Annotated in this window: 23 protein-coding genes; 2 read left to right on the top strand and 21 right to left on the bottom strand. The window is 54.0% G+C overall.

The window, feature by feature from the left end:
* Positions 1-75 precede the first annotated feature (75 nt).
* From QTL79_RS02685 to QTL79_RS02715, 7 genes are all read right to left on the bottom strand, one after another.
* Entirely contained in the window at positions 76-1287 is a 1212-nt protein-coding gene (locus QTL79_RS02685) for an anaerobic glycerol-3-phosphate dehydrogenase subunit C (RefSeq protein ID WP_346353394.1), read from the bottom strand.
* A 17-nt stretch (positions 1288-1304) separates the two neighbouring features.
* On the bottom strand, positions 1305-2549 hold the full coding sequence (gene glpB, locus QTL79_RS02690; protein ID WP_346353395.1) for an anaerobic glycerol-3-phosphate dehydrogenase subunit GlpB: 1245 nt from the start codon (positions 2547-2549) through the stop codon (positions 1305-1307).
* Positions 2536-4152, bottom strand: a complete 1617-nt coding sequence (gene glpA / locus QTL79_RS02695; protein WP_346353396.1) for an anaerobic glycerol-3-phosphate dehydrogenase subunit GlpA — start codon at positions 4150-4152, stop codon at positions 2536-2538. The genes glpB and glpA overlap by 14 nt, the downstream gene beginning before the upstream one ends.
* Before the next feature lie 317 nt (positions 4153-4469).
* Complete coding sequence (gene glpK / locus QTL79_RS02700; protein ID WP_346353397.1) at positions 4470-5963, bottom strand: glycerol kinase GlpK; 1494 nt, start codon at positions 5961-5963, stop codon at positions 4470-4472.
* Positions 5964-6078: 115 nt separating this feature from the next.
* A complete protein-coding gene (locus QTL79_RS02705; protein WP_346353627.1) occupies positions 6079-6837 on the bottom strand; it encodes an MIP/aquaporin family protein in 759 nt (252 codons plus the stop codon).
* 811 nt (positions 6838-7648) lie between these two features.
* Entirely contained in the window at positions 7649-8233 is a 585-nt protein-coding gene (locus QTL79_RS02710) for a glycerol-3-phosphate responsive antiterminator (protein WP_346353398.1), read from the bottom strand.
* Positions 8234-8328: 95 nt separating this feature from the next.
* The gene (locus QTL79_RS02715; protein WP_346353399.1) at positions 8329-8985 is read right to left on the bottom strand and encodes an MgtC/SapB family protein; all 657 of its coding nucleotides are present in this window, start codon (positions 8983-8985) and stop codon (positions 8329-8331) included.
* Between the two features lie 159 nt (positions 8986-9144).
* Here QTL79_RS02715 and QTL79_RS02720 point away from each other — a divergent pair, with 159 nt between their 5' ends.
* Complete coding sequence (locus QTL79_RS02720; protein WP_346353400.1) at positions 9145-9507, top strand: ArsR/SmtB family transcription factor; 363 nt, start codon at positions 9145-9147, stop codon at positions 9505-9507.
* A 19-nt stretch (positions 9508-9526) separates the two neighbouring features.
* Positions 9527-11596, top strand: a complete 2070-nt coding sequence (locus tag QTL79_RS02725; protein ID WP_346353401.1) for a heavy metal translocating P-type ATPase — start codon at positions 9527-9529, stop codon at positions 11594-11596.
* A gap of 144 nt (positions 11597-11740) precedes the next feature.
* Here QTL79_RS02725 and rpoN read toward each other — a convergent pair whose 3' ends face one another.
* The 14 genes from rpoN to QTL79_RS02795 form a co-directional block, all read right to left on the bottom strand.
* On the bottom strand, positions 11741-13102 hold the full coding sequence (gene rpoN / locus QTL79_RS02730) for an RNA polymerase factor sigma-54 (protein ID WP_346353402.1): 1362 nt from the start codon (positions 13100-13102) through the stop codon (positions 11741-11743).
* Between the two features lie 67 nt (positions 13103-13169).
* The gene (gene hypE / locus QTL79_RS02735; protein WP_346353403.1) at positions 13170-14180 is read right to left on the bottom strand and encodes a hydrogenase expression/formation protein HypE; all 1011 of its coding nucleotides are present in this window, start codon (positions 14178-14180) and stop codon (positions 13170-13172) included.
* The gene (gene hypD / locus QTL79_RS02740) at positions 14177-15274 is read right to left on the bottom strand and encodes a hydrogenase formation protein HypD (protein WP_346353404.1); all 1098 of its coding nucleotides are present in this window, start codon (positions 15272-15274) and stop codon (positions 14177-14179) included. Before hypD ends, hypE begins: the two co-directional genes overlap by 4 nt.
* On the bottom strand, positions 15255-15485 hold the full coding sequence (locus QTL79_RS02745) for a HypC/HybG/HupF family hydrogenase formation chaperone (protein WP_346353405.1): 231 nt from the start codon (positions 15483-15485) through the stop codon (positions 15255-15257). The genes hypD and QTL79_RS02745 overlap by 20 nt, the downstream gene beginning before the upstream one ends.
* Positions 15476-17740, bottom strand: a complete 2265-nt coding sequence (gene hypF / locus QTL79_RS02750) for a carbamoyltransferase HypF (RefSeq protein WP_346353406.1) — start codon at positions 17738-17740, stop codon at positions 15476-15478. The genes QTL79_RS02745 and hypF overlap by 10 nt, the downstream gene beginning before the upstream one ends.
* 97 nt (positions 17741-17837) lie before the next feature.
* The gene (scfB, locus tag QTL79_RS02755; RefSeq protein ID WP_346353407.1) at positions 17838-19187 is read right to left on the bottom strand and encodes a thioether cross-link-forming SCIFF peptide maturase; all 1350 of its coding nucleotides are present in this window, start codon (positions 19185-19187) and stop codon (positions 17838-17840) included.
* A 312-nt stretch (positions 19188-19499) separates the two neighbouring features.
* The gene (scfA, locus tag QTL79_RS02760; protein ID WP_346353408.1) at positions 19500-19640 is read right to left on the bottom strand and encodes a six-cysteine ranthipeptide SCIFF; all 141 of its coding nucleotides are present in this window, start codon (positions 19638-19640) and stop codon (positions 19500-19502) included.
* Between the two features lie 63 nt (positions 19641-19703).
* Positions 19704-20204: a hypothetical protein gene (locus QTL79_RS02765; protein ID WP_346353409.1), complete on the bottom strand. Its 501-nt coding sequence runs from the start codon at positions 20202-20204 to the stop codon at positions 19704-19706.
* 69 nt (positions 20205-20273) lie between these two features.
* Entirely contained in the window at positions 20274-20756 is a 483-nt protein-coding gene (locus tag QTL79_RS02770; RefSeq protein ID WP_346353410.1) for a chemotaxis protein CheD, read from the bottom strand.
* Positions 20753-21427 (bottom strand): CheB methylesterase domain-containing protein, encoded by a 675-nt coding sequence (locus QTL79_RS02775; RefSeq protein ID WP_346353411.1) that lies wholly within the window; start codon positions 21425-21427, stop codon positions 20753-20755. The genes QTL79_RS02770 and QTL79_RS02775 overlap by 4 nt, the downstream gene beginning before the upstream one ends.
* 118 nt (positions 21428-21545) lie before the next feature.
* On the bottom strand, positions 21546-21902 hold the full coding sequence (locus QTL79_RS02780) for a response regulator (RefSeq protein ID WP_346353412.1): 357 nt from the start codon (positions 21900-21902) through the stop codon (positions 21546-21548).
* Between the two features lie 35 nt (positions 21903-21937).
* Entirely contained in the window at positions 21938-24328 is a 2391-nt protein-coding gene (locus tag QTL79_RS02785) for a PAS domain S-box protein (RefSeq protein ID WP_346353413.1), read from the bottom strand.
* A 173-nt stretch (positions 24329-24501) separates the two neighbouring features.
* The gene (gene whiA, locus QTL79_RS02790; RefSeq protein ID WP_346353414.1) at positions 24502-25428 is read right to left on the bottom strand and encodes a DNA-binding protein WhiA; all 927 of its coding nucleotides are present in this window, start codon (positions 25426-25428) and stop codon (positions 24502-24504) included.
* Positions 25428-26804, bottom strand: coding sequence for a gluconeogenesis factor YvcK family protein (locus QTL79_RS02795; protein ID WP_346353415.1), 1377 nt, complete (start codon positions 26802-26804; stop codon positions 25428-25430). Before QTL79_RS02795 ends, whiA begins: the two co-directional genes overlap by 1 nt.
* Position 26805: the final 1 nt, after the last annotated feature.

Below are 26805 nucleotides of genomic sequence, written 5' to 3' on the forward strand. Positions count from 1 at the left end.
CCCCTTAACTTTCTACGAATTTATATCGCATTTTTAGCTTAGGTTCCTCTGGAGATCGATAGGGTTCGATAGACATTACTTTTTCGCTTCATACGCCTGACGCAACAGACTCATCGGATGAACAGCCTTAACGCCGGCACCGTGCGTAATCTGCAGACGGCAAGTGCCGCAATCGCAAACCGCAGTATCCACGCCGCTTTCTTTGATCGTTTCAAACAGTTTTGCGCCTACGGTCATTGCGATGTCATACTTATCCGCTTTGAAACCGTAATTGCCCGAGATGCCGCAGCAGCCCGCATCGGCGTTTTCGATCGTCAGGCCAGGAATCATTTCCAGCAAATCAAGCGCCGGCAAGCCGTAACCCTGCACGCGCAGATGGCAAGGCGCATGGTACATGTAGCGATGCTCGATTGCGCCGAATTCTTTATTCAAACGGCCTTTTTCGTCCAGGTTCACAAGGAATTCCGTCGCATCATAAAGCATCTTGGCATTTTCCGCCAGACCATCGATCTCGAACAGTTCCTGGTATTCCTGTTTCAGCATCAGACCGCAGCTGGTGCAGCAGGTGATCACAGGAATTCCTTTGTCAGTCCATTTTTTCATAATCGCGGTATTCTTCTTGGCGTTTTGCTCGCACTCTTCCAAATAACCGGTGACCAAAAGCGGCGAACCGCAGCAGACAAAATCTTCTTCGACAATCACTTCATACTTATTGGCCTGCATGACGGCGACGAAGTCCATGCCGACCTGCGGATCCTGATAGTTAATGAAGCAACCGGGATAAAAAACAACTTTGTCAGGGTAGCTGGTTTGCTTCAGTTCTTTGAATTGCTTAATAAACGAAGTGCCCGCGTAAGTCAGCGGCAGTTTGTCGGAAATACCGATCGCATTCATTATGCCGAACGCTTTGCCGACCTGCATGCCGAGGTTGGCAAAAAAAGCGCCCGCCGGCAATGCACTGATCAGTTTACCCATTTTTTCGCCGTGACCCAGCATCTCGTCGCGCATCGACTGCTTGCGCGTCTTAAAGTACTGCGCACGTGCCTTCATATTCAGCGTCGAGATCGGCACGCCGGACGGGCAAGCCATATCACAGTTCTTACAGTTCGAGCAATACTCGAGCGAAGGCTCCACGTCGTCTTGCGACAGACGCATCCGTTCCAAGGCAGGGCCCATCATTTTGGGACCGCGAAATTTGCGCGTCGCTGCCGTTACCGGGCAATGAGAAATACAAGACGTGCAAGCTGTACAACTATCTGGATTTATATCATTATGATGTTTGCTCATTTTTTCGTTTCCTCTCCTTACACCGACATAGCTGCTTTATAACCGGAAGCCATTGCCACGCCGTTGCCGGATTTTTCAAAGCAGAAATCGTAGCCGCACAGATTACGTCCGGCGATGAAGACATTATTTAATAAAACCTTGCCGTCGGCATCTACAGGACGCATCGTCTCATCCACTGCGATACCGATTTTTTCAAACGGTTGAGCCTCATTAGAGAACATTTGAAAATTGGACCAATCTTCCTGCGTCGTCGGTGCTGCAATCGGCAGGTTGAAGACCGGCTCGATCGCCTGACCAGGTTCCGCAACCAGACCGCCGCCGTAGAAACCGCCGCTGGCCAGGATGAAACTCTTCGCCTGGTAGGTACGTTCGCGATCAATCGCTTCCGTAACAACAGCCGTACATTGACCATTTTCCACGATACCGCGCGTAACCACCGCATGTTCGACGACCTTGACGCCCAGTTTCTTTACATGATTGAGCATCATGATGCGCAGACGGTGACCGGTGATGCCCGGCGGAACGACAACGCTTTCCACAAACTTGCAGTTGAGCGCCTGTTCCAGCTCGTCGCGCACAGCATGGCTCGGCGCAGTGCCCAGCACCGGCGCAATCACAGCAACGCTACCCGGTTTGATCGTAGCGCGCAATTGCGCCACAAACGCCTTGCGGCCTTCAGCGCTGTCGAGCCAACGTGCGATATCGAGATTGGTTACATCGCGGCCAGCCGGCAGTTTCGGATCCACCATCAGCATTTCATACTCCTGGTCATAACCCGGCATATTGCGCAGATTTTTCGCCACCAAATGCGGATAAAAATCCTTCAATGATTCAAAGCCAATGATATAAGCCTTGGACGCGTTCTTCAGCGCACTGGTGTCCATCGTCATCGGCACCAGGCAGGTCGGTTTAAGCGTACCGGCCGCGGTCGGGATCCATTGTTGCTGATCCAGGCTGCCTTTGTATGCGTAGCCTTCCTCTTTCGTCAGTTCAAGAAAGAACTGGACCGCTTCTTCGAGGCTCTTTTGACCGATCTTATTGTACGGATGGTCCGCCGCAACGGACGACAAACCGGCTTTCGGATTGGCCACCGGTTTACCGTTTTTGTCATAGCCCAGCACATCGACATTGCCGCTGGCAATCGACAGGGTGCCTGCTCCTAACGATAAGACCGTAACTTTTTTCCCGCGTTTCGCGGCAACAGCGGCAGCCATCAGGCCGGAAAATCCGCCGCCGATTACAATTACATCATTTTCCTTCATCGCTGATCGCTCCATTTATGTTTAAAGTTCCTTCGTAAATTCCGCGCGTCAGTTGCGTTTCACGCATCACGTTGCCCCACAGGATCGGACGAATGCCTTTCCAGCGCGCTTGCAAAAATTCCTTGAACAAACCTTGCGTGTCCTTGCCCCAGGCCAAACCAGCGGCATCGACCGCGCCGACGCTGCGGAACGTGCAGAATGCGCCCTGGCAAGTGCCCATGCCCATGCGCGTCTTACGCCGCACATCGCTCAGCATATGACTGGTTTCATCGGCCGCCGCTTCTTCCACTTCGGCCATCGTGACGTTTTCACATTCGCAAAGCAATTGGCATTTTTCCGGATTGTCCTGCATGCGCTTGACAACCTTTTCCAGCCCTTCGGAGCCAAGCCGAGACGCAGCCAGTTCGGTGCCGTAAGCCGGGAAATATTGTTTCGCCTTGCTGATCAGCGCCGGCGACGCATCTTCCACGAGCGGTTCTTCCGCCGTGCGGCAAGCCGTCTTGTTGTTTAAGTACTGGCAAACCAAGTCCGTTACTTTTTCCGCCATCAGGCGATAAGTGGTAAATTTGCCGCCAACTACGCTGATGAAGCCTTTCAGTCCGTCATGCGCATGGTCAAGCGTCACGAAACCGCGCGACGCGCCGCGACCCTTGGCATTCGGATCCGCGCTGTAGAGCGGACGGGTACCGGCAAACGCACGCAGCATCCGGTAGCTATGAATGTCTTCAAACAACGCTTCGCCGATCTTGAGAAGCTCAACGACTTCTTTCGCGGTCGGAACATTGTCATCCGGATTCTTAACCGAAGCCGATGTGGTACCGAGAATCGTAATCGAGCCGTGCGGCACGAAAATGTCGCCGTCGGACGCCGGGCGCAGACGGTTCACAATACGACTCGTAATTCGATGGTTGAACGCGACCAAGGTGCCGCGGTCCGGTTGAACGTTAACGTCGATGCCAGCCAAATGTGCAATTTCGCCAGCCCACGAGCCGGCAGCGCTGACAACGAATTCACAGGCAATCTTCGTAACGACGCCGCTCAGCGTGTTGCGTACCGTAATTCCAGTCACTTCACCATTCGTTTGTTCGATGCCAACCACCGTGGTGTAGGTCATAACACGGCCGCCGTATTTACGGGCCGAAGCCACGTTCTGCCAAACCATGCGGAAGCCGTCGATCGCAGCGTCAGGCACGCGGTAAACCGCTTGTATCTTAGGGCTCAGGTTGGGTTCCAAGCGGCGCGCTTCTTCCACGGAAATAGGAATCGTGGGAATGCCGACGTTCTTACATGCTTCCAGCCATTTGCCTTCAAAGTCTTCTGGATCTAAAGGAGTTCGTACAAAAAACCCTTCGGTTTGCTCAACGCAATGTCTGCCGATTTTTCGTAAAATCGTATTTTCTTCAATACATTCTTTGCCTGCTTCGGCATCTTTTACCGCATAACGTCCGCCGCTATGCAAGAGTCCATGATAACGGGAGCTTGTCCCGTAAGCCAAATCCTGCTGTTCAACCAGAACAGCATCAATACCGCGCATACACAGGTCGCGCAGGATACCAACCCCGGTGGCGCCGCCACCAATGACAACTACTGTAGCCTTTTGCATCGCAATACCCCTTCTATGAAATTAAATAACATTACCCATATTTCTCGATTACTTCGCCAGAAAACCAGGCCATTGACAATATAATGGCCTAGCTTCTCGCAATTTTTTTCTCAAAGTTGTATACTATTCAACATCTTTTGCTAAAATCCTGTTTCGCTTTTCTTTTTTTCGACGTGCCATTTGTCGCTCGTTACATAAGCATTCATTTCATAAAGACAAAAGGACAGAGGGAATCCCCTTGCATCCGCATGATTCGCCGAACGCAAAGGGACTCTCTTTCACTTTAAGCCCTTACGACTTATGCAGTTAAGGGGATATTAGTCAACCCAATCCATCGAGCGTTTAACCGCTTTTTGCCAGCCTTTGTAAAGAGCTGCGCTTTGATCAGCAGGCATCTTCGGCTCGAAGCGATTATCCAGCTTCCAGGTGTGCAGCAGATCGTCAGTCGATTTCCATACGCCGACTGCAAGGCCAGCCAAGAAGGCAGCGCCCAGAGCCGTAGTTTCGGTAACTTTAGGACGATCAACCGGCACGCCCAGGATGTCAGCTTGGAACTGCATCAGAACGTTGTTGGCAACAGCGCCGCCGTCAACTTTCAGAGCCTGCAGTTTAATGCCGGAATCCAGTTCCATTGCACTGAGAACATCCTTCGTTTGGTAAGCCATGGAGTCCAGCGTAGCGCGGACAACATGGGATTTGGTGGTACCACGGGTCAGGCCGAGGATCGCACCGCGAGCTTTCATATCCCAGTACGGAGCGCCGAGACCAACGAAGGCCGGTACAACATACACGCCATCAGCGTCTTTAACTTTTTTCGCAACATACTCGGAGTCAGGAGCCGCTTCGATTAAACGCAGGCCGTCGCGCAGCCATTGAACTGCGGAGCCGGCAACGAAGATGCTGCCTTCCAGAGCATATTCCACTTTGCCATTCAGACCCCAAGCGATGGTGGTCAGCAGGCCGTTTTTGGACTCGTATACTTTTTCGCCAGTATTCATCAACATGAAGCAACCGGTGCCGTAGGTGTTTTTCGCCATACCAGGTTGGAAGCAAGTTTGGCCGAACAGGGCGGATTGCTGGTCGCCAGCAGCGCCGGCCAAAGGAACAGCAGCACCGAAGACTGATACGTCGGTATTGCCATACACTTCACTGGAAGGACGGACTTGCGGCAGCATGTTAGCCGGTACATTCAAGTAGCCCAGCAGCTTTTCGTCCCACTTCAGGTCGCGGATGTTGTACATCAGCGTACGGGAAGCATTGGAGTAGTCAGTTGCATGCACTTTGCCTGCACTCAATTTCCACATCAGCCAGGTGTCAACAGTACCGAACAGCAATTCGCCTTTTTCGGCTTTAGCGCGAGCGCCTTCTACGTTGTCCAGAATCCAAGTTACCTTGGTGCCGGAGAAGTAAGCGTCGACAACCAGACCGGTTTTTTGTTTGAATTCAGCTTCCAGGCCTTTTGCTTTCAGATCATTACAGATGTCCATCGTTTGACGCGATTGCCAGACAATAGCATTGTAGATCGGGCGGCCAGTCGTCTTATCCCAAACAACAGCAGTTTCGCGTTGGTTTGTGATACCAATCGCAGCGATATCGGAAGGTTGGAGGTTCGCATTGTGCAGCGCTTCTTGCGCAACAGCCAGTTGCGTAGCCCAAATTTCATCCGCATCATGCTCAACCCAGCCAGCTTGCGGGAAGATTTGCGTGAATTCTTTTTGTGCGACCGCAACGATATTGGTTTGGTCGTCGAATATGATTGCACGATTACTAGTAGTACCTGCGTCAAGCGCCATTACGTATTTTTTAGTCATTTTAAAGCGTCACTCCTCTTATTTTCTCTTTTTCAAAACAGGAATTACGTGGGTTTTCTCTTTTAACTCACCATTTGCTTCAAAAGGAACCGATACGAGATACTTTAGTTACTACTTATACCAAACCGATCGCTCTGCAGACCACGAAGGCCAGCGTAGCGCCGAGCATTGGTCCAACAACAGGAATCCAGGAATAACCCCAATCCGAATCACCTTTGCCAGCGATCGGCAGAATGAAGTGAGCGATACGCGGGCCAAGGTCACGCGCCGGATTCAACGCATAACCGGTAGGACCACCCAAGCTCAAGCCCAATGCCCAGATCAGCATAGCAACCATGTACGGGCCAACGCCGGCTTGGAAACCTTCTTTGCCCATTACGCCTTTGCTGAAGATAATGAAGATGCCGATCAGCAGGAACGCAGTGGCCAAGATTTCGCAAAGCAGGTTAGCCATCGTGTTGCGGATAGCCGGGCCAGTCGAGAATACAGCCAATTTCAGGCCTTTGTCAGCGGTAGGCTCCCAATGCGGCAGGTACATCAGCCAAGTGATGATGCCGCCGGCAATGCCGCCAGCGATTTCTGCAAACATGGTAGCGATCGCGCCGCCCCAGCTGCCGTAAGTACCAAACGCCAATTGTTTGAACAGGGTAACTGCAGGGTTCAAGTCAGCTTGCGGAGCTCCGGTCGCGATAGCGCCGAAAACACCAAGTAAAACTGCCAAAGCCCAGCCTGTGGTAATAACGATCCAGCCACCGCCATTACCTTTCGAATCTTTCAGCAGGACGTTAGCAACAACGCCGCAACCGAAGGTCAGCAAAATCATCGTTCCAAAAAATTCACCAAACAAATTTGTCATAAGTCCAATCCTCCTCATATTTTGTGATACCGGCGAAAAAGTCCCTCCATCAATAACCAATAAGTCCAAATGACACGTCCTCTGTTTTACCACCACCTTTCACAGCTTGCTATCTAGATAAAAAAGAAGTCCCGTTTCAAATCGCTGCGATTGACATCACAACGCCAATCACAGCAAAATAAAACGGACTTCTCTTCATCCCTGTCCAACGATATTCCATTACAGTCAGCATCAAAGCTGCGGCGCACAAGCATAAACACCCGACGCCAGACCGGTTAGTTGCATCATCCATTGCCGCATCGTTTTACACTTTTCGTAAGACAAATCCGGTTCCCTGTAGGAACATCGATCCTTCCGCTGTAGCAATCGATTGGTTGTCAGCAGTGAAAACTCGCCAAGATAAATCAAACATCGACTTTTTCTCTGTAGGATAATTTCTCCACGTTCTTGCTGATATCCTGCCCGAATTTACCGAAAATTGAAAAACATTTATCGACATAAAACTACATCCATGTGAAATTATTCGATTACTTCGCTTTTGACTGAATTCAGCGACTTCTTTTTCGGGCATAAAAAAAGAAGTCAGTTCCATAGACCGCCAAGTGATTGCTTGCGGTTCGATAAAACGGACTTCTCTCCCTTACGGACTCTAGCCCACTATTCCTTTGTCAAGAAAACAGCTAGTTTTTTAACTTCAGCATGGCACTTTTAAAACTTTTTTAACTTCTCTCTGTTACATTTCGTCATCGTTTTCCATTTTCCTGCTGCGCTTTCCGATTTTTTCTGCACATTTTCAAACGATTGGCAAAATAATAACAACAGGGATTGATCAAGTCAATAATATGTCTTTCCACAATTCCTGGCGACTGGTCGTTACCGCCGCAATGCCATTTTGCACCGCATGATTCACATCATCCATCGTGCGGATCAATCCGCCTGCCAACACGGGCAGTCCGGTTTCATCCTGAATTTCTTTTACGACGCTGGCGGGCACCGATCCCGGCAGAACTTCAATCGCATCCGGTTTAAAATTGCGGATTAGATTCAACCCAGTGCGCAGTGATTCCGAATCCATTAAGAACAAACGCTGTACGACAATCATGCCCTCTTCTCTGGCAAAACGGCAAAGATGCGATTTCGTCGTGATAATCGCGGTAAGACCCAAACGAGCCAAAAACTTGATGCCCGCTTTGTCCTTGCCTACGCCGTCAAACAGATCGAGATGAAGCACGATCCGCTTCTTATGCTCCTGCGCCTGCGCTAAGAGCATCGGCAGGCTGTTGATGTCGCCGAATAACAAAACAACGCTGGGGGAAACCGTCTGGGTCAACGCCGCCTTGAAATCATCCATGGAACGTGCCGCCGGAATAACCGGGCCACTGGCTAAAATTTTAAGAACATCTAAAGACGCCAAGATATGCACCTCTTTCTCCAAATTTCAATTTCCGCCTGCCTGAAGCAGCAAAGTTACTGCTTCATCTTATCACAGGGTTTCGGGACTGGCAACCGTCAGTATTCCCGCTGAATGCTGTGTACGCCGGGAATTTCAACCAACTCGCTCGTCATGTCATTATAAGGTAATTTCTCCGGCGCTTCAAGAATAAAATGAATAATCAACCGCGCTTCATTTTGATCGATGCGGATGTCGCGGATGCTCACGCCGTACCGGCCGAGCAAACTGGTTATTTTTCCGATCTGCCCAGGCGCATCCAACGTCAGCACCGCTAAGCTCAAAAGTTTTCCATGGTGATGTTTCTCAATGCGCTGTAAAATCGACAACGTCAAAAAGACCAGCGCCGTCGTCATCAACGCGCCCATATAATAACCGCAACCGACCGCCAGACCGACGCCGGAGACGACCCACAGGCTGGCCGCCGTAGTCAGGCCTTTGATATTGGGGCCTTCCTTCATGATGCTGCCGGCGCCGAGAAAGCCTATGCCGCTGACAACCTGCGCGGCCAGTCGCGCCGGATCGGCATTCGTCATTCCCTGCACCGATTCATAGAGCTTAATTGATAAGATCATAATCAGGCAGGAGCCTACGCAAACCAAAATATGCGTCCTCAGTCCCGCCGCTTTTTGGTGGGACTGCCGTTCGTAGCCGATCACGCCGGCGAGCAACGCCGAAACCAAGAGTCGGCTTCCCATTTCCCATTCAATCGACATCTGCGTTCTCCTCTCTTTTTGTCATTTTTATCATTCTACCTTTTTGCTAAAAATTCCTTGTTTTCGCAGTTGCACACCTCTTGACACTCCGTTCGCCGCGCGTTATGATTTAAGAAACATATGAATATATGTTCATATGTAGAAGGGGAGGGGATTCTAATGGACCGCGAAGAATGCGCCACTTGTGAACAATTATGTGAACATCCGCACATCATTTGCAGCGCCAAGCAACAACTGCCGAATGATGCCGCGATTCGAGACCTATCCGAACTGTTCAAGCTGGTCGGCGACCCGACTCGCCTTAAAATCTTAACGTTGCTGCAAAGTCACGAACTTTGCGTCTGCGATATCGCGGCCGCACTGAGCATGGGCCAATCCGCGATCTCGCATCAGCTTCGCCTGTTGCGCGGCGCCCGTCTTGTTAAATTTCGCAAAGAAGGAAAATCAGCGTGGTATGCACTGGATGATGAGCATGTGCTGCGCTTGATTCTGCACGGTTTGGATCATGTACAGCATGACTGAAGAAAGGGGGCGCGTTACGATGAAAGACGCAACCATTTCCACTTATTACGTTTCCGACTTAGACTGCGCCGATTGCGCAGCCAAACTCGAATCACGCATTGTCGCACTGCCCGGGGTGACGCAAGCCTCGCTTAATTTTGCCTCCTCGCGTCTCGTCGTACGCCACAGCGCAGCGAAGGCAACAATCGAAAGCGCGATTGTTCAGGCCGGTTATAAGGTGCGCCAGGCCCCGCCCTTAGCGGAAAAGAAGAAACGCTATCTGGTTCCGTTCACCGCTGCGTTCAGTTTTCTCGTCGCCTTCTCTCTCGAAACACAACCCCTCGCCACGCTAAGCACGATGTTCTACGCGATCGCAATCCTGATTGGCGGCTTTTCGATCGCGCGCAAAGCATTCTACAATCTCAGCAATTACAGCATCGATAGCAATTTCCTGATGGTCATCGCAGTCGGCGGCGCTATTTTCATCGATCAATGGAGCGAAGCCGCTGCCGTCGTCGTTTTATTCTCGCTCGGACACGCGCTGGAACATTATACTTTGGAAAAAACTCGCCGGGCCGTGGGCAATCTGATGGCCCTGGCGCCGGAACGCGCGACCTTGCTTTCTGACGACGACAAACAACAGGACGTCGACGCCCGCCAGGTCAAGCCCGGCGAACGCATCCTAATCCGTCCCGGCGAGCGCATTCCGCTCGATGGTCAGGTTAGTGCGGGGATTTCCGCCGTTGATCAATCGCCTATCACCGGTGAATCGCTGCCGTGTGAAAAGGAACCCGGTTCGCTGGTTTTCGCAGGCAGCCTAAATCAAAACGGCGCACTCTATGTAACGGTCAGTAGTGCGTACCAGGATTCGACATTGGCATCGCTTGCCCGCCTCACGGAAGAAGCGCAAAGCAAGAAAGCGCCGATCCAGCAAGCCATCGACCATTTCGCCCGTTATTACACGCCATGCGTAATTATCGCCGCCACGTTGACTCTTTTGCTTCCCTGGTTGCTTTTTCAAGAACCGTTTTCCCTCTGGCTCTATAAAGCATTGCTGCTGCTCGTTATCGCCTGCCCCTGCGCACTGGTGATTTCCACCCCGGTTGCCGTCGTGGCCGCACTTGGCAACGCGTCAGCCCGCGGCATCCTGATTAAGGGCGGCGTCTTTCTCGAAGCCTTCGGCAACATACGCAGTCTGGCGTTTGACAAAACCGGCACACTGACGCACGGCAGCCTCAGCGTAACGCAGGTCATAACCGACGGCAGTTTATCGGAAAAAGAGCTTTTATCGCTGGCCGCGAGACTGGAGGCAGCCTCCGAACATCCGCTCGCGCGAGCCATTCGCAATGCCTGTCCTGACCAGACTCCCGCCGATGATTTCCATGCGCTGCCGGGACTCGGCGCCGTCGGACGGATTGCCGGCGAGCACTATCAGATCGGTTCGCCGCGTCTGGTCGCCGACCTCTTGCGCGGCGACGCCTTAGAAGCCTCAGTCGCTGCGGCGATGCAAGAAGGCAACAGCGTCATCTGGCTTAGCAACGAAAGCCGCCTGCTCGGCGCGATTCTGTTTCAGGATACGCCGCGTCCGGAAGCCGCGGCAACGCTGCGCGAACTAAAAGATTTGCTGCCCGGTTCGATCGTCCTCCTGAGCGGCGATCAACCGTCGACCGCCTCTGCAATCGGCAGACAGCTCGGTTTATCCGACATCCGCGCCGGATTGCTGCCGGCAGAAAAAGTAAAGGAACTGCGCAACCTTCAGTTGCAGCATGGCCGCGTCGCAATGATCGGCGACGGAATCAATGACGCACCGGCCTTGGCTGCCGCGGATATCGGCGTCGCGATGGGCACCGGCGGCAGCGACGTCGCTTTGGCAGCCGCCGATATCGCACTGGCCGGCGATGATCTCAGCCAACTGCCGTATCTGATTCGCCTCAGCCGACGGACGATGCGCCTGATCAAGCAAAATATCGTCTTCGCTTTACTCCTAAAAGCCATTTTCATTCTCGCGGCTTTCAGCGGTCACGCCACCTTGTGGATGGCGGTCTTCGCCGACACCGGCGCGACGCTGCTCGTCGTCGCCAACAGCATGCGACTGATGAAAGCCCAATAAAACGAACGAAGCTTTCAACACGAAGGCGCGAAGATGTTTTGCAAATAAAGCTTCGCGCCTTTCTTTTTTCTCCCCCTCTTCGTGTTAAATCCCCATAAAAAAAAGCGTCTACGCACCGGATTCGGTACATAGACGCTTTTCTTTTTAGTAGCGTTTACGACGGCTGGAAGTAGCAATACCCATTTCTTCGCGATACTTTGCTACAGTACGCCGTGACAATTTAATGCCTTTGCCGTCGAGCAGTTCCGCCAGATCCTGATCGCTGAACGGACGGTTCGTATCTTCTTTGGCGATCAAATCGCGCAGGTTTTGCTTGACGTTGGCCGCCGCCATATCGGTTCCGGAATCGGTATGCACCGGTGTCGGGAAAAAGCTGCGCAAGCTGAGCAGACCGCGCGGCGTCGCCGCGTATTTTCCGGCAATCGCCCGACTGACCGTCGATTCATGTACGCTGATGATTTCGGCAACCTGACGCAGCGTCAGCGGTTGCAGGTACGCCGGGCCATGATCGAAGAATTCGCGCTGTAATTCGACGATCGTCTCCATCACGCGAAATAAGGTCCGCCGCCGCTGTTCGATGCTGCGAATCAGACCAACCGCGGCCTGCAAGCGGCCCGAGACGAATTTTTTCAGATCCTCATCGCCGTTTTGTACCATGCGTCGATACGCGGAATTGATCGTCAGGCGCGGCACCACGGTGTCATTGACCAGAATCACATACTGATCATCGATCTTTTCCACCGTAAGATCCGGCAAGACATAGTTGGCGGTGCTGCCGCCGAAAGCCAGGCCCGGTTTGGGGTCAAGACGACGAATCAGATCGACCGCCTCCTGCACTTTAAGCGGGCTGCACTTCAGCTTGAGCGCCAAGGTTCGGTAATGTCCCTGGCCCACTTCATCAAGATGCGATTCCACCAGTTGCAGCACCAGCGGATCGCAGCACTCTTTCTGTCGCAATTGCAGGAGCAGACATTCGCGCAAATCACGCGCCGCAACGCCGGCGGGATCGAAGCCTTGCAACAAAGCCAATACTTTTTCCACTGCTTCCGGCGCTACGCCGATGCTTTCGGCCGCCTCATCAATGCTGCCCGACAAATATCCGTTATCGTCGATGCAGCCAATCAGATATTCGCCGATGCAGTTTTCCTTTTTATTCAAAGACAGCAAGCTCAGCTGCAATTCCAAATGTTGATGCAGCGTGCTTTCCTGGCTTAAGAAGCGCTCCAGCGGGTTGCCGTTGTCTTCCCGTTCGATTCGCCCGCCGCCTTCCGCAGCGCTGCGCTCGCCGGACTGTAAGTATTCGGCCAGTTTCACGATATTTTCCGGCGAAAATTCTTCGCGTTCCTCTTCCATTTCCAGGACAGGGTTTTCCAATAATTCCTGCTCTACCATGGTCGCCAGTTCAAGCGCCGGCAACTGCAAAATGGCAATCGCTTGCCGTAATTGCGGCGTCATCACCAGTTTCTGGCTGAGATCCATGCGCAAGCCATATTCCATTTGGGGCATGATGCGGTCCTCCTCCAGCCTCTCAGAGACTATTGCACGACACAAACTCTGTCGAAACAGTCTCGTCTCAACAAATTCGCGGCAGCAAATCCCCCAGCGGCATATCGAGTATCCGTTCTCCGCCCACCAGAGTCTTCAGCACCACGCGGCCAGGCAATCCATTGCCGACCGTCCCAATGATGCTCGCGTCACCGCTCTTTGCATGTTGCTGCAAAATATCTACAACTCTTTGACTGTAAGTAGATTCGACACAAATCAGAAATTTCCCTTCATTCGCTAAATATAAAGGATCGAAACCTAACATGTCTGCCGCGGCACGGACTGCCGGATGCACAACGATCGCCTCTTCTGCGATCGTAAGCGTCACGCCGGACTGCTCTGCGATCTCATGCAAAGTGGTCGCCAGGCCGCCGCGCGTCACATCGCGCAGCACGCTGATCTGCGGCACGGCCTGCAACAATTCTTCAATCACGCCATTTAAGGGCGCGCAGTCACTGCGGATTTCCTCCGGCAATGTCAGTCCATGCCGCTGCGCCATGACCGTCATCGCGTGCTCGCCCAAGCTGCCGCTGAGAATGATATCCTGCCCTGCTTTCGCAAGACTTCCTGATACCGTGATTCCGGGCAGACGCTGTCCGATTCCGGCAGTCGTGATATAGAGCCCGTCGACATTGCCGCGTTCGACGACCTTCGTATCGCCGGTGACAATCTGAACACCCGCCTCTTTCGCCGCCTGCGCCATCGATGCTACGATCTCGCTCAATTCGCGCCGGGAAAAACCTTCTTCGATAATGAACGCTACGCTAAGATAGAGCGGTTTCGCACCGCAGACCGCTATATCGTTGACGGTGCCGCAGACCGCAAGTTTGCCGATGTCGCCGCCGGGAAAAAAGCGCGGTTTCACCACATAGGCATCCGTAGAAAAAACCAGCTCCGTGCCTGAAATTTGCACTAGCGCGCCGTCGTCCCTCGCCGCTAAGGCAGAATTTTTAAACGCGGGCAGCATAATCTCTTCCACCAGTTCTTGCGTCAATAGGCCTCCGCCGCCATGCGCCAGTAAGATCAAATCATCCTTCATGCGCCTTCGCCCCTTTTCCCGTAATTATACCAGGCACTGCAAGCGCCTTCACGCGATACCATGCAGGCTCCGACCGGTTTTAGCGGCGTACACTCCCGCGCAAAAAGCGGACATTGCGCCGGTTGCATGCGACCCTGCAGGACAAGACCGCAGCAGCAGCCTTTCGGTTCCACCGCAGGCTGCGTCTTCAGCTGTAGTACGAGCGAGGCATCGTACACTTGGTATGCGGGGCGCAGGACGAGTCCTGATTCTTTTAATAAGCCGAGACCGCGCCATTCGACATCGACAGGCTGATACACATCCAGTAAAATCTTCATCGCCTGCGGATTGCCCTGCGGCAAGACGACGCGCCGATACTGATTCTCCAGTTCCGCTCGTCCAGCGGCGATCTGCCGGGCTAGCGCACGAATCGCCGTTAAAATGTCCAGCGCTTCAAAGCCTGCCACTACGCTCGGCAGCGCGAACTCATCGACTAAAAAGCGATACGGCGCGAGGCCGATGACTGCACTGACATGCCCCGGCAGCAAAAGACCGTCGAGACAGGCCCCTTGCGTCAGCAAGCTGCGCAGCGCCGGCGGCACCGTCTTATGCGCGGAGAGCAGCAAAAAATTCTCCACACCCGCTTGTCTTGCCGAAAGCAGCGCCGCCGCCGCGGTCGGCGCGGTCGTCTCAAAGCCGACCGCGAGAAAGACAACCTTGCGCTGCGGCTCTTGCCGCGCAATCGCCAATGCATCAAGCGGCGAAACGACAACCCGCACATCCGCGCCTTGCGCCTTAGCCTCAGCCAGACTCTCACGGCTGCCCGGCACGCGCAGCAAATCGCCGTAACTCGTAAGAATAACGCCGGGCTGTTTTGCGCAAGCCAGCGCAGCATCGATGTAATTCGCCGGCGTCACGCAGACTGGGCAGCCCGGGCCGCTGATCAGTTCGACCGCATCGCCAAGCAGTTGACGGATGCCATGGCGAAAGATCGCCACCGTATGCGTGCCGCACACTTCCATGATTCGGATTGTCCGCCCGCCAGCGAGCTTTTTGATCTCAGCCGTCAGACGGGCCGCTGCGCGACCGGTTTCCTCAGCCGTCAACATCTGCATGATTTTCCAACTCCCGCCACAAAGCCAATGTCTCTTCCGCTTCCTGTTCATTGATACGCTGCACGGCAAATCCGGCATGCAACAAGACAAAATCACCGACCTGCGCCTCCGGCAACAGCATCAGGCTTGCCTCTCGTCGCACACCGTTAATTTCCAACGTCGCCATATATTCCTTCCGCTCTACAATCCGTCCCGGTATCGCTAAACACATGACTCTTCCTCCTTCAACCGCGAAGCGGCAATCCATGCTTGCCCCAAGGATAGCCCGCCATCGTTGGCAGGCACTTGCTGATTGCAGTATACCGCAAAACCATCCTCCGGTAAACAGAGCAAGGCCCGCGCCAGCAAATGACGATTCTGCCAGACGCCGCCGCTCAACAAGAGGGTGTTAAGACCCGTTTCAACGCGCAGCAAGAGCAGCATTTCGCGCAGCGCCTGAAACAGCGTCAGATGAAAGGACGCCGCGAGATGAGCGGTTTCTTTTCCGGCAAGAACGCCTTCCGCTAAATCTTTGAGCAGCGGCAGCAGATCGATCTGGCGCGGCGTTCCCGGCAAGATGGCGTAGTGCAGCAATTCGCCTTCGCCTTGCACCGCTTCCGTCAGCAGTCCCGCCAAATGACCTTCATACTGATTCTCCCTTCCCAAACCCAAGATGACGGCCGCTGCATCAAACCAACGCCCCGCGCCGCAGGCAGGCACGCTCGCCAAACCCTGGCGGACCGCTTGACGCAAAACTGGCCAGCCTTCAGGCAGTTCCAGCTGAATCGGCCACGCTACCGGATTGTCGCCGTACAGTTCGCTCAGAATCCAGGCCGCCAAGCGCCAGGGTTGCCGGACAGCCTGTTCGCCGCCCGGCAACGGCAGATAAGAAAAGTGAGCCAAGCGTTTGAACGAAGCGCCGCTTAGCGCTAAAAACTCGCTGCCCCACAGGCTGCCGTCCGTCCCGTAACCGGTACCGTCAAGCACGACGCCAAGCGCCGGTCCGGTGAGGCGATGTTCGGCCAAAACCGACGCGGCATGCGCATGATGGTGTTGGATCGAAAGCGACGGCAGCAACGTTTTCCGAAACAGGCGCTGCGAATGATAAGCCGGATGAAGATCATACACCACTGCCGTCGGTGAACAATCGAGCAGCTTCTGCAATTCCTCTTGCTGTTGCCGATAATTTTCCTGCGCGGACGCCTCCGCCAGATCGCCCATATGGCCGCTCAGAAAAGCCATCCCTTCGTCAGCCAGACAGAAAGTGTTTTTCAAATCGCCGCCTGCCGCCAAAATCGTCTGCGTCGCTGGCAGGCACGGCAGCGGCTGCGGCGCAAAGCCTCGACTGCGACGGATCATACAGACGCGCGCTGCGACGATTTGCAAGACCGAGTCGTCAATCGGCCTGACAATCGGACGATCATTCAACAGCCACGCGTCTGCCAGACCGAGTAAACCGCTGCGCATTTCCGCATCGCGATACAGCATCGGAGCATCCGCGTCGTTGCCGCTCGTCATTACCCAGACGTCCTCTTTTTCGAGAAGCAGCGCATGCAGCGGCGTATAAGGCAGCATCACGCCGAGGCGTCGCTGTCCGGGCGCGACCCCTTCGGCTACAAGAACGCTCTCCTGTCGCTCCAATAGGACGATCGGACGCGCCGGACCGCTCAGCGCCTCTTCCTCCTGTTGCGAAACCCTGCACAGTTCCCGCGCCGTCTCAAGACTGCCCGCCATAAGCGCGAACGGTTTCAAGAGGCGCTTCTTGCGCCGACGCAGCTTCGACACCGCGTCCTCCTGTCGGGCATCGCAGGCCAGATGGCAGCCGCCGATTCCCTTAATCGCCAAAATCCCTCCAGCGGCGATCAATTGTCGCGCGGCCTCGATCGCCGCCTTGCCTTCGCTGCGACTTCCGTCCTCTCGTTCCAGCCAGTACGATGGGCCGCACTTTGGACAGGCGATCGGCTGCGCATGAAAACGACGGTCAGCCGTGTTTTCATATTCTTTTTTGCAGTCCGGGCAGAGCGTGAAATCCGCCAGCGAAGTATGCGGCCGATCATAGGGCATTTGTCGGATGATGCTGTAGCGAGGGCCGCACTGCGTACAGTTCAGGAACGGATAACGATGACGCCGTTCTGACGGATCGCGCAGTTCACGCAAACAATCCGAACAAGTCGCCAGATCGGCCGCTACCCAGGCGCGCCCCGCCCGCTTAGCTTGGCTCGGCAAAATAACAAAGTCTTCTTCTTCTATTTCTTCGCGATAGAACTGCTGCAGTTCACCGATAAGCGCGGCGGGCGGCGCTTCTTCCTGCAGCGCATGCAAAAAAAGGCTCAGGTCTGCTTTTCGCCCCTGAACCTCTATTTCTACGCCATGGTTATCATTGCGCACCCAACCGCTGAGTCGGTGCGCACATGCCAAACGATAGACAAAGGGACGAAAACCGACCCCTTGTACGATACCGCTTATGCAAATTTGCAGACGAGGCATACGACCGCCTCCTTCAGATATTGGCTAATAACTATCGGCAGTACGGCTGGCTCATCGCCATTAGCCGTTTCCGCCCACAGCCAGCAACTTTTCGCCGTTACCCTTCAATCGCCCGAATCGCCTGAATCATAATCGCGCATTCGAGACGTTTCTTTTGCAGTTCACAGCCGATTTCATACGGCTGCTCGATCGTGCCGTGGAACTGATGGGCATTGGCATGGCAGCCGCCGCTGCAATAAAGACGTGCCCAACAGGTGCTGCACGCTTCTTTTTTCATGACGTGCGTCTGCCGGAATTGTTGCGGCAGTTCTTGATTCTGCACGCCGGTGAACACGTCGCCGAGTTTGAACTCTTCCCGCCCGACAAATTGATGGCAGGGGTAGAGATCGCCTTCCGGCGTCACGGCCATATACTCATGTCCCGCGCCGCAGCCGCTGAGCCGTTTCGCGACGCAGGGACCGTTGCTGAGGTCGAGATTGAAATGGAAGAAATCAAAGCCGTTACCGGCCTTGCGCCGCGCCAAATACGCTTCAGCCAGTTTCTCATATTCCGCAAACAGTTGCGGCAAATGTTCCTCGGTAATTGCATAATCGACATCTTTGCCGACGACCGGTTCAACCGACAGCTGGCTGAAGCCGGCATCGGCCATTGATAGCACATCGGCGGCAAAATCGAGATTATGCGCCGTAAACGTACCGCGCAGATAATAGTTTTGATCATTGCGCGACTGAACGGCAGCCTGCAGGTTCGCCAGCACTTTGTCATAGCTGCCGACCCCTTCGGTAAACGGACGCATCTTGTCATGCACTTCCTTGCGACCATCAAGGCTGAGCACCAGGCTGATCTCATTGGCGTTAAGATATTCGGTGATTTCCGGCGTCAGCAGTACGCCGTTCGTCGTCAGCGTGAGTTTAAATTTCTTGCCGGTTTCCTGTTCGCGGCGTCTGACATGTTCGATCGCCGCTTTTACGGTCGGCATATTCATCAGCGGCTCGCCGCCAAAAAAGTCGATTTCGCTGTTGCGGCGCGAACCGCCGTTTTCAATGATGAAATCGATCGCCCGGCAGGCGACTTCCGGCGACATCAAGCCGCGGTCATGGCCGAAATCACCGGTTCCGGCGAAACAGTAGCCGCAGCGCAGATTGCAGTCATGCGCCACATGCAGGCAGAGTGATTTCAGCAGCGGTTTTTCCTGAAACGTGGTCGGGATCGGCAGATCCGGGGAAAACAGACGCTCTGCCGTCACCAGTTCCGCCAGCTCAGCCAATGCCTCGTTCAGTTCGGCCTGCGGATAACGTCCCGTCAAAGCCTGCGCGGCCGCTTCACCATTTTCGCCGTCGTATACGTCAAGCAGGTCGTATACCATCTTATCGACGATATGGACCGCCCCGCTGTTGATATCCAGTACGATATAGAGTCCGTTGAGAAAAAACTTGTGAATCTTCATCTTTTTGCTTAATTCCTTTCATTTTAAGAAAACCGCCGCGCGGTCTTTTAGATAACAAGAAGGCTTACGGCGCAATTTTAACACGAACAGAGAAAGAAAGGCAAAGATAGAAAAAACTGTTTTAAAACCACAGCTGGCCGCACCATCACAGAAGCCGCATTGCGGCTTAGCGATTACATTTCTTCTCCCTGCCTTTCGTCTCTTCCCTTCCCTTTTTCGTGTTAACCGTTCTACTCTGCAACCCTCGCCAAGAATGTTTTCTTACACACAAAACCCCATGCCAGGGTCCCTGGCATGGGGTTTCCTTGCAGCCTACTTCTGGCAGACCTGGTTGCCAACGGTGCAAGACGTCTTGCAAGCCGACTGGCAGGAAGTTTGGCATTCGCCGCAGCCGCCGGTGTGTACCGTCTGTTGCAGGGAAAGCTTGTTTACCGTGATGATGTGCTTTGCCATCAATGTATCCCTCCTTGCCGAAATAGTTCACTGCTTTCATTGTACTGTTTTTTTCTTCAATAATCAATAGTCAATCCGCTCCGTCCATTCGTTTTCCTTGGCAAAAGCAGATGCTTGCTTCTCTTTCGGTTGATGCCAACTGACGGAAAGAATTTTTTCTTCCTGCTCGAAACGGCAGCTGACGCTGCAACTTTCCCGCTCGCCGCCTATCCGTTCCTTTGCTTTGTCAAACGCTTTGACCGCTTTCGTCTGCAGCACTTTTTCCGCGACCGCGTTAAGAATATCCGCCAGCACTTCGTTTTCCATATCTTGCGTTACTTCCTCCTTTTCTGCGCCATAGAGAATTTGCACAAGATCCGCCAAGAGCAGCTTCGTGATCAAAACCTGGAACTCGGCATACTGCGGCGAACAAATCGTCAGGCTGGCCCGTTCGACCCGCTCCTTTTGCAGCGGCACTTGCAACGGCTCCTCCACACAGCAACCGCCCTCCAACAAAGACATGTTTTCAATGGTCTCGATCACGGCTTTTTGCAAAATTCCGCGCCGTTCCTGCATCGTTTTCATGCCTGCACCTCCTTTTGCTTTCCCGTTCGTGCCCGAATTCGCCACCCTTGTCTTTGCGCTGCTTTGCTCTTATAACAGCCACTCGCCGCGGCCCGGCGAAGAGAGCAGCACCGCTCCGTCACTGACGCGTACGGTGACGGTGCGACTGTAATCAGCCCCGACATCTTCCGCCGCAGCGCCAAGACGATAGTACTGCAGCGTCTCACGCACCGCCAGAATATTGCGTTTGCCGATCGCAAAAAAGCTTTCCTGATCCTTGATCGTAGCACCGCCTGCGAGTTTGATGATCATATCGCACGGCCGGCAGCCGTACTGCGCCATGAGTTCTAAGAGCAACGGAACGCCGGTATCGGCAAAACGCGCCGGTTCACGCCTGGCCAGCTCCCTGTTGATCTTCGATTCCGGCAAAGCCAGATGCAAGAGCGCCGCCGCTTTGATTTTCGGTGCAAAGGCGATCACGCCGACGCAAGAACCAAGCGCAAAGGTGCGGAGCGAATCTTCTTCGCGATTGGAGCATTTCAGTTCACCCACTCCGACAATCAGCATGCTCATGGCCAGACACCGCCCAGGCAGCGCACGATCGAAGCGGCAATGCCTTCGAGCGGCTGCACCACTTCCACACCGCCCAGATCATCGGCGACCTTTGGCATTCCATACACGATGGAACTTCCTTCATCCTGGCCGATCGTCTTCGCACCGGCCCGGCGCATCGCAACCAGACCGGCAGCGCCATCGGCGCCCATGCCGGTAAGGATTACACCGACCGCGTTGGCCGCCGCAGCGTTGGCAACCGAATGAAAGAGCACATCGACCGACGGACGATGTCCGTTAACAGTAGCGCCGTCACTGCACTGTACAATGTAGACGTCGCCAGAACGCCGCACCGTCATATGCTGCCCGCTTGGCGCAATCAAGACCTGCCCCGGCCTGACGCAGTCTCCATTCTTGGCTTCCGCGACTTTAAAACGCCCCTCTTGATTCAGGCTGTCCGCAAAACGTCTGGTAAAGCCGATCGGCATATGCTGTACGATGAGCATGCCCGGCAAATCGAGCGGCAGTTCGCGAATCAGCCGCCGGATCGCTTCCGTTCCTCCCGTTGAAGCGCCGATCGCAACAATCTTTTCGCCTTTGCCGCTGCTTTTCACCTTCTGTTCCGGCCTGCGGGAGAGCATCTCCCTAAACAAAGCCGAGTCAGTCGCGCTGTTCGCCCGGATCTGTGTCATACGCCCTTCCCCCTTTGCAATCAAGCGTGCTTAGCTTTCTTTACGAAGGCGGCGCAATGTTTCTCTGTCTGCCTTGCTGTACGAGCCGCCCGCCAAATAGATAGGCAGCGCCATAGCTTCATTCGCGTGCGATTCTTTCCAGCACTTCAATGATTTCATCAATATTCACCGGTTTGCTGAAGAAATAGTAAGCGCCATAGTTGACCGCGGCGATCGCCGTATCGACATCGCCGTAACCGGTCATCAGCAAGACCTTCGCTTTGCCGTTCTTCGCTTTGATAAGACGCAGGACCTGGATGCCGCTTAAACCCGGCATTTTGATATCGGTAATGACCGCCTGATGCTTCACGCCATCATAAGCGGCTACCGCCTCTTCCGGCACCGTATAAATATCACAGCTATGTCCGGCCGGTTCAATCACTGCCGCCAGACTTTCCAAACAATCCCTGTCATCGTCAATCAGCAAAATATTCATCCTGCTCGCCGCTCTCCTTTCCGTCGCTTGCGTTTTCAGCCCCGTCTGAGAACAGGCAGTCGAATCGTAAACAAAGCGCCGCCGCCCGTCCGGTCTTGCACTTCGATAGAACCTTCCAACGAGCGAATGATATTGTTGACAATCGCCAGTCCCAGCCCCATGCCGTTCCCCGCCCCTTTCGTCGTGAAGAACGGTTCGAAAATCCGCTCACGCAGGCTGCTGTCGACGCCCGGACCGTTATCGGCCATTTCCAGCACGACGCAATCGTCCTGGCAAAACGTCTTTAAACTGATTTCCTTATCCGGCTTTTGCAGTTTGTCCAGTTCCTGCATTGCATTGATCAGCATATTAATGACCGCTTCTTCCAATCGTTTGGCGTCCGCATTGATCTTTGGCAATTCGGCGGCAAACTGGCGGCTGATGCTGATGCCGTGCGCCTGCATTTGAGCTCCCACCAGTTCCAAGGCATCGTATACCGCCTGGTTGCAGTCGCAGACACCTTCTTTAACGTCAACCTGACCGGAAAATACGCTGCGCAGATGCTTGATGATGTTGTCGATGCGGTTTACCGCACCCGATATTTTTTGCAAACTCGTCGTCAACTTTTCCAACTCCGGCGCTTTGCCTTTTTCCTGCCAGTATAAGAAACCGTCCGCCGCCAATTTGATCGCATGTAACGGCTGATTGATTTCATGTGCGATGCTGGCCGTCATCGCACCGAGCGATGCCATGCGTTCCGCTTTTTCCGCCATTTTCAACGCCTGCAAGCGATCTATCTCGGCTTGCTTCATATCGCTGATATCATAACAAGCGCCAATGTGACCTGCAAAATGTCCCTCTAAATCATAAAAAGGCATTCCCATCGCCACAATCCAGCGATATCCGTGATCTTGAGCGCGCAAGCGGTATTCGATTCTAAAAGGAGTCTGGCGTTCCATGTTTTCACGATACACCAATTGGCACAACTGACGTTCCTCCGGATGGACGCCTTCCAACCAGCCGGAGCCTTCTTCTTCCGTTTTACTCCGTCCGGTAAATTCGAGCCATTTCTTATTAAAGTAATCCAGTTGCCCATTACGATCCGCCCGCCAAATCAAGGTCGGGAAATCCTCGAATAATTGAATATAATAATTTAGCGACTGACGAACTTTTTCCTGCGCCTCGTGCCGTTCGGTGACATCCTGCTTGATCGCAATGAATGCGCTGATTTCTTTATGCTCATCCAACACCGGCGTGATGCTCATTTCTTCGACGTACAGACTGCCGTCCTTACGCCGGTTGACTATTTCTCCGCGCCACAAGTTTCCGCTCAATATTTGTCGCCACAGCTGCTGGTAAAAATTCTTGTCTTGATAGCCGCTCTTGAATATTGCCATACTCTTGCCGACAAGTTCCTCGGCAGCATAGCCGCTAAGGCGACAAAAAGCCGGATTCGCCCACTGGATCACAGCCGCACAGTCGGTAACGACAATGCCGTCGCCGGCATATTTTACAACCGTCGACAGCAAGTTTACCCGTTTGCGCTTTTCCGCCGCTTCCAGCGCAACAGCCGTCTGACTGGCAAAATGCTCAATCTGCTGCAGCAAGCCCGTATCAAAATATCGTTCCTGATTCGAATAGAGATTGATCGTGCCGATCACGTTATCACGGCAAATCAAGGGCACCGCCGCAATCGTACGAAAGCCGAACTGTGCGGCTCGCTCGCGCCATGGTTTAAAGTCAGGGTGATCGACGTCGAACAATTGCGTGCTGGCGCTGCGAATACTCTTGCCTGCCGGCCCCTGGCTTTCCGGTCCTTCGTCCCAGCAAACCTTTATATCTTCCAGATAGTCAACGCTCTCACCGGCCCAGGCCTGCACGGTGAGCGAGCCAGCCGCCTCTTTGCTGCCCACCCAGACCAGTTCCAGCTGATAAATATTGACTAGCGAGCGACAGATCAGTTGCAAAATTTCCTGCGCCGGTTCTTCCGTCAAGACGCGCATCGCCACTTCATTGAGCAATAGATGGCAGACATTGCTGCGCACCAGATCCGTTTCAATTCTGCGCTGCTCTTTTTCGGCCGCCTTGCGGTCGCTGATGTCGCGCACCACGCTGACAATGTACTCTTCACCGTCCAGTGTGATGCCCTGACTGCTGACCTCTACCGGAAAAAACGTACCGTTCTTGCGATAATGAACCGCTTCAAATAGAATGGAGCCGGTATGCGCCTGCTTCATTTGCTTGCTTATCTTTTCTATCGAATCCTGCCGCCTCAATTGATGGATGCTCATGCCAATCAGTTCTTCCCGCGTATAGCCGTATGTCTGCAGGGCAGCCCGGTTCACTTCCTGAAACAAACCGTCCGGATTGATGAGAAAAACACTGTCGCGCGCATATTCACCCAGACACCAGCCGTAGTCACGCGCCTTGACCGTTTCCTCTTGCATACGCTTCACCTGCCTTTTTTTCAACTTGCCGCGCGCAGTTCGCGCATAAAAAGGAGAAGAAGAAAGAGAGTTTATTTTTATCCCTTCGACATTATTCCATTTTTTACCTGCTCTTTTTTTAGCGCACGTTGAAACTAAAAGCATCCCAATCGACAAAGCCGATCGAGATGCTTTTATAGTTTCAACGCCAATTCTTCCAGTTTACGCAGCCGGTGATTGAGGCCGGAGCGACTCACTTTTCCATCCAGCAAATCGACCAGTTCCTGGAGACTCGCTTCCGGGTGCGTGATGCGCAGATGCGCGGTCTCCTGCAACGTTTTCGGCAGTTTTTCCAATTCTCCCCGGCTGGCCAGACGCTGAATCCCTGCCGCCTGGCGTACGGCGGCATTCACGGTTTTTTGCAGATTGGCCGTCTCGCAGTTGACCAGGCGGTTCACCTGGTTGCGCATGCCTTTGACCACTCTGACATTTTCAAAATCAAGCAGCGCATTATGCGCGCCGATAATTTGCAGAAACTCGGTGATCGCATCGCCGCCCTTTAAGTAGACCACATAATCCTGTTTACGTTCGGTCAGTCCGACCGGCAGCGAGAAGCCCTTCATCACCTTCGCCAGCGTCCGGGCGAAATCAGGATTGGCGCTGACAAGTTCCAAATGATAATCGCCTTCCGGTCGATTGACTGAACCGCCGCCGAGAAAAGCGCCGCGCAGATACGCGCGCCGGCAGCATTGTTTCCTGAGCAGCGGACTGTCCTGGCCGATGTTCAGGCCTTCACCGCCCAAGATGCCAAGCGAGAGCAGCACCTCTTTCACATGCGGCGACGGTGTGACCTTGACCAGATAACTGTTGTTCTTTTTCAAGCGTCTCGCCCGACTGACTACGACTTCGGTACGCAGCGAAACGCCGCGTTTGATCAGGCTCAGTACTTTTCGGGCGACCGCCGCGTTTTCACTGGTAAAATTCATGCCAACGCCGCCGCCGCCCAGCACCATCGCGCCGCCCATGCGGAGCAGCGCCGCCAGTTCGGCCCGCTGACAGCAGGTACTTTCCTCATTCAGCCGGGCCAGTTCATTGCGTACTTCGGTAGAAAAGGACGCCATCACTCCAACTCCTTGCTGCCGCTTTTCTGCAACTTCTTCAATTGATTGCCCAGCAGATAATAATCGAGTATCCTGACGCCTTCCGGATTCGGCTTGCATTTATAGATCGTTCCCATCAGCGTGCGACAGAGTTTCAGCGGATCGTGGCGCACCAAATCGGTTTCGCTGATGATGTTTGCGCCGACGACCTTGACGCCCAGCGCTTCAATCGCCGCCGCATCGGCCAGGACCGCTTCCGCTCCCTGATCCGCATAACGCGCTTTTTGATCTTCGGCGACTGCCTGCGTATTAACGATAACATAATCAATAATTCCCGGACCGCCGTGTTTCAGGATCGCCCGGACATGTTCCAATGCGCCATAGCCGTCTGTTTCGCCCGGCTGCGTCATGACATTGCAGATATAGATCTTGACCGCTTTCGCCTGGCGCAGCGCATCGGCGACGCCGTCCACCAAAAGGTTCGGAATGACGCTGGTATACAGGCTGCCCGGCCCAAGCACGATCGCATCGGCCTTCGCAATCGCCTCAAGCGCGCCCGCGAGCGGCGCGGGATTTTCCGGCTGCATCCGGATGCTGCGGATTTTCTTGCCTGACTTCGGAATCGCAGATTCCCCTTCCACGAGGCTGCCGTCAGTCATCTGTGCGATCAAGCGAACTTCCTCCAGCGTAGAGGGCAGCACCTGACCTTTGACAGCCAGAACCTTGCTGGCTTCCTTTAACGCCTGTTCCATATCGCCGGCTACTTCGGTCATTGCCGCGAGAAAGAGATTGCCGAAGCTATGTCCGCCCAGATCTCCTTCGCCTTTAAAGCGATGCTGAAACAGTTTTTCCATCAACGGTTCGGTGTCGGCGAGCGCAACTAGGCAGTTCCTCAGATCGCCCGGCGGAATCATGTGCCGTTCGCGGCGCAAACGGCCGGAAGAACCGCCGTCATCGGCTACGGTGACAATCGCAGTGATATTGCTGGTCACGCCTTTGATGCCGCGCAACAGCACCGACAGTCCGGTGCCGCCGCCGATGACCGCGACGTTCGGCCCCTTGTTCAACTTACGTTTTTGAAAAATCATCTCGATCAAACTGTCCGAACCGTCCGGAATCATCACTTCGACGACGGAACGCACGATGCGGCGCGTCGCAAGCAGCATCAGACCCAAACCTGCGGCCACAATCAAGCTGCCGACGATCGTCGTCACCGCGTAATAATATTGGCCGGTCGTCCGGTATACCATGCGAAAGATCGCTTCTTCCAGCGTACCGGCGTATTGATAATTAAAGACGATCGCCAAGCCCATACTGGCAGAAACCACGCCGAGGGAGAAAAGAAACAGCCAGCGTTTCAGGCGAATGCCAGGATACAGCCATTTTAAAAAATGCATC

This window comes from Azotosporobacter soli, assembly GCF_030542965.1.
GTDB lineage: Bacteria > Bacillota > Negativicutes > SG130 > SG130 > Azotosporobacter > Azotosporobacter soli.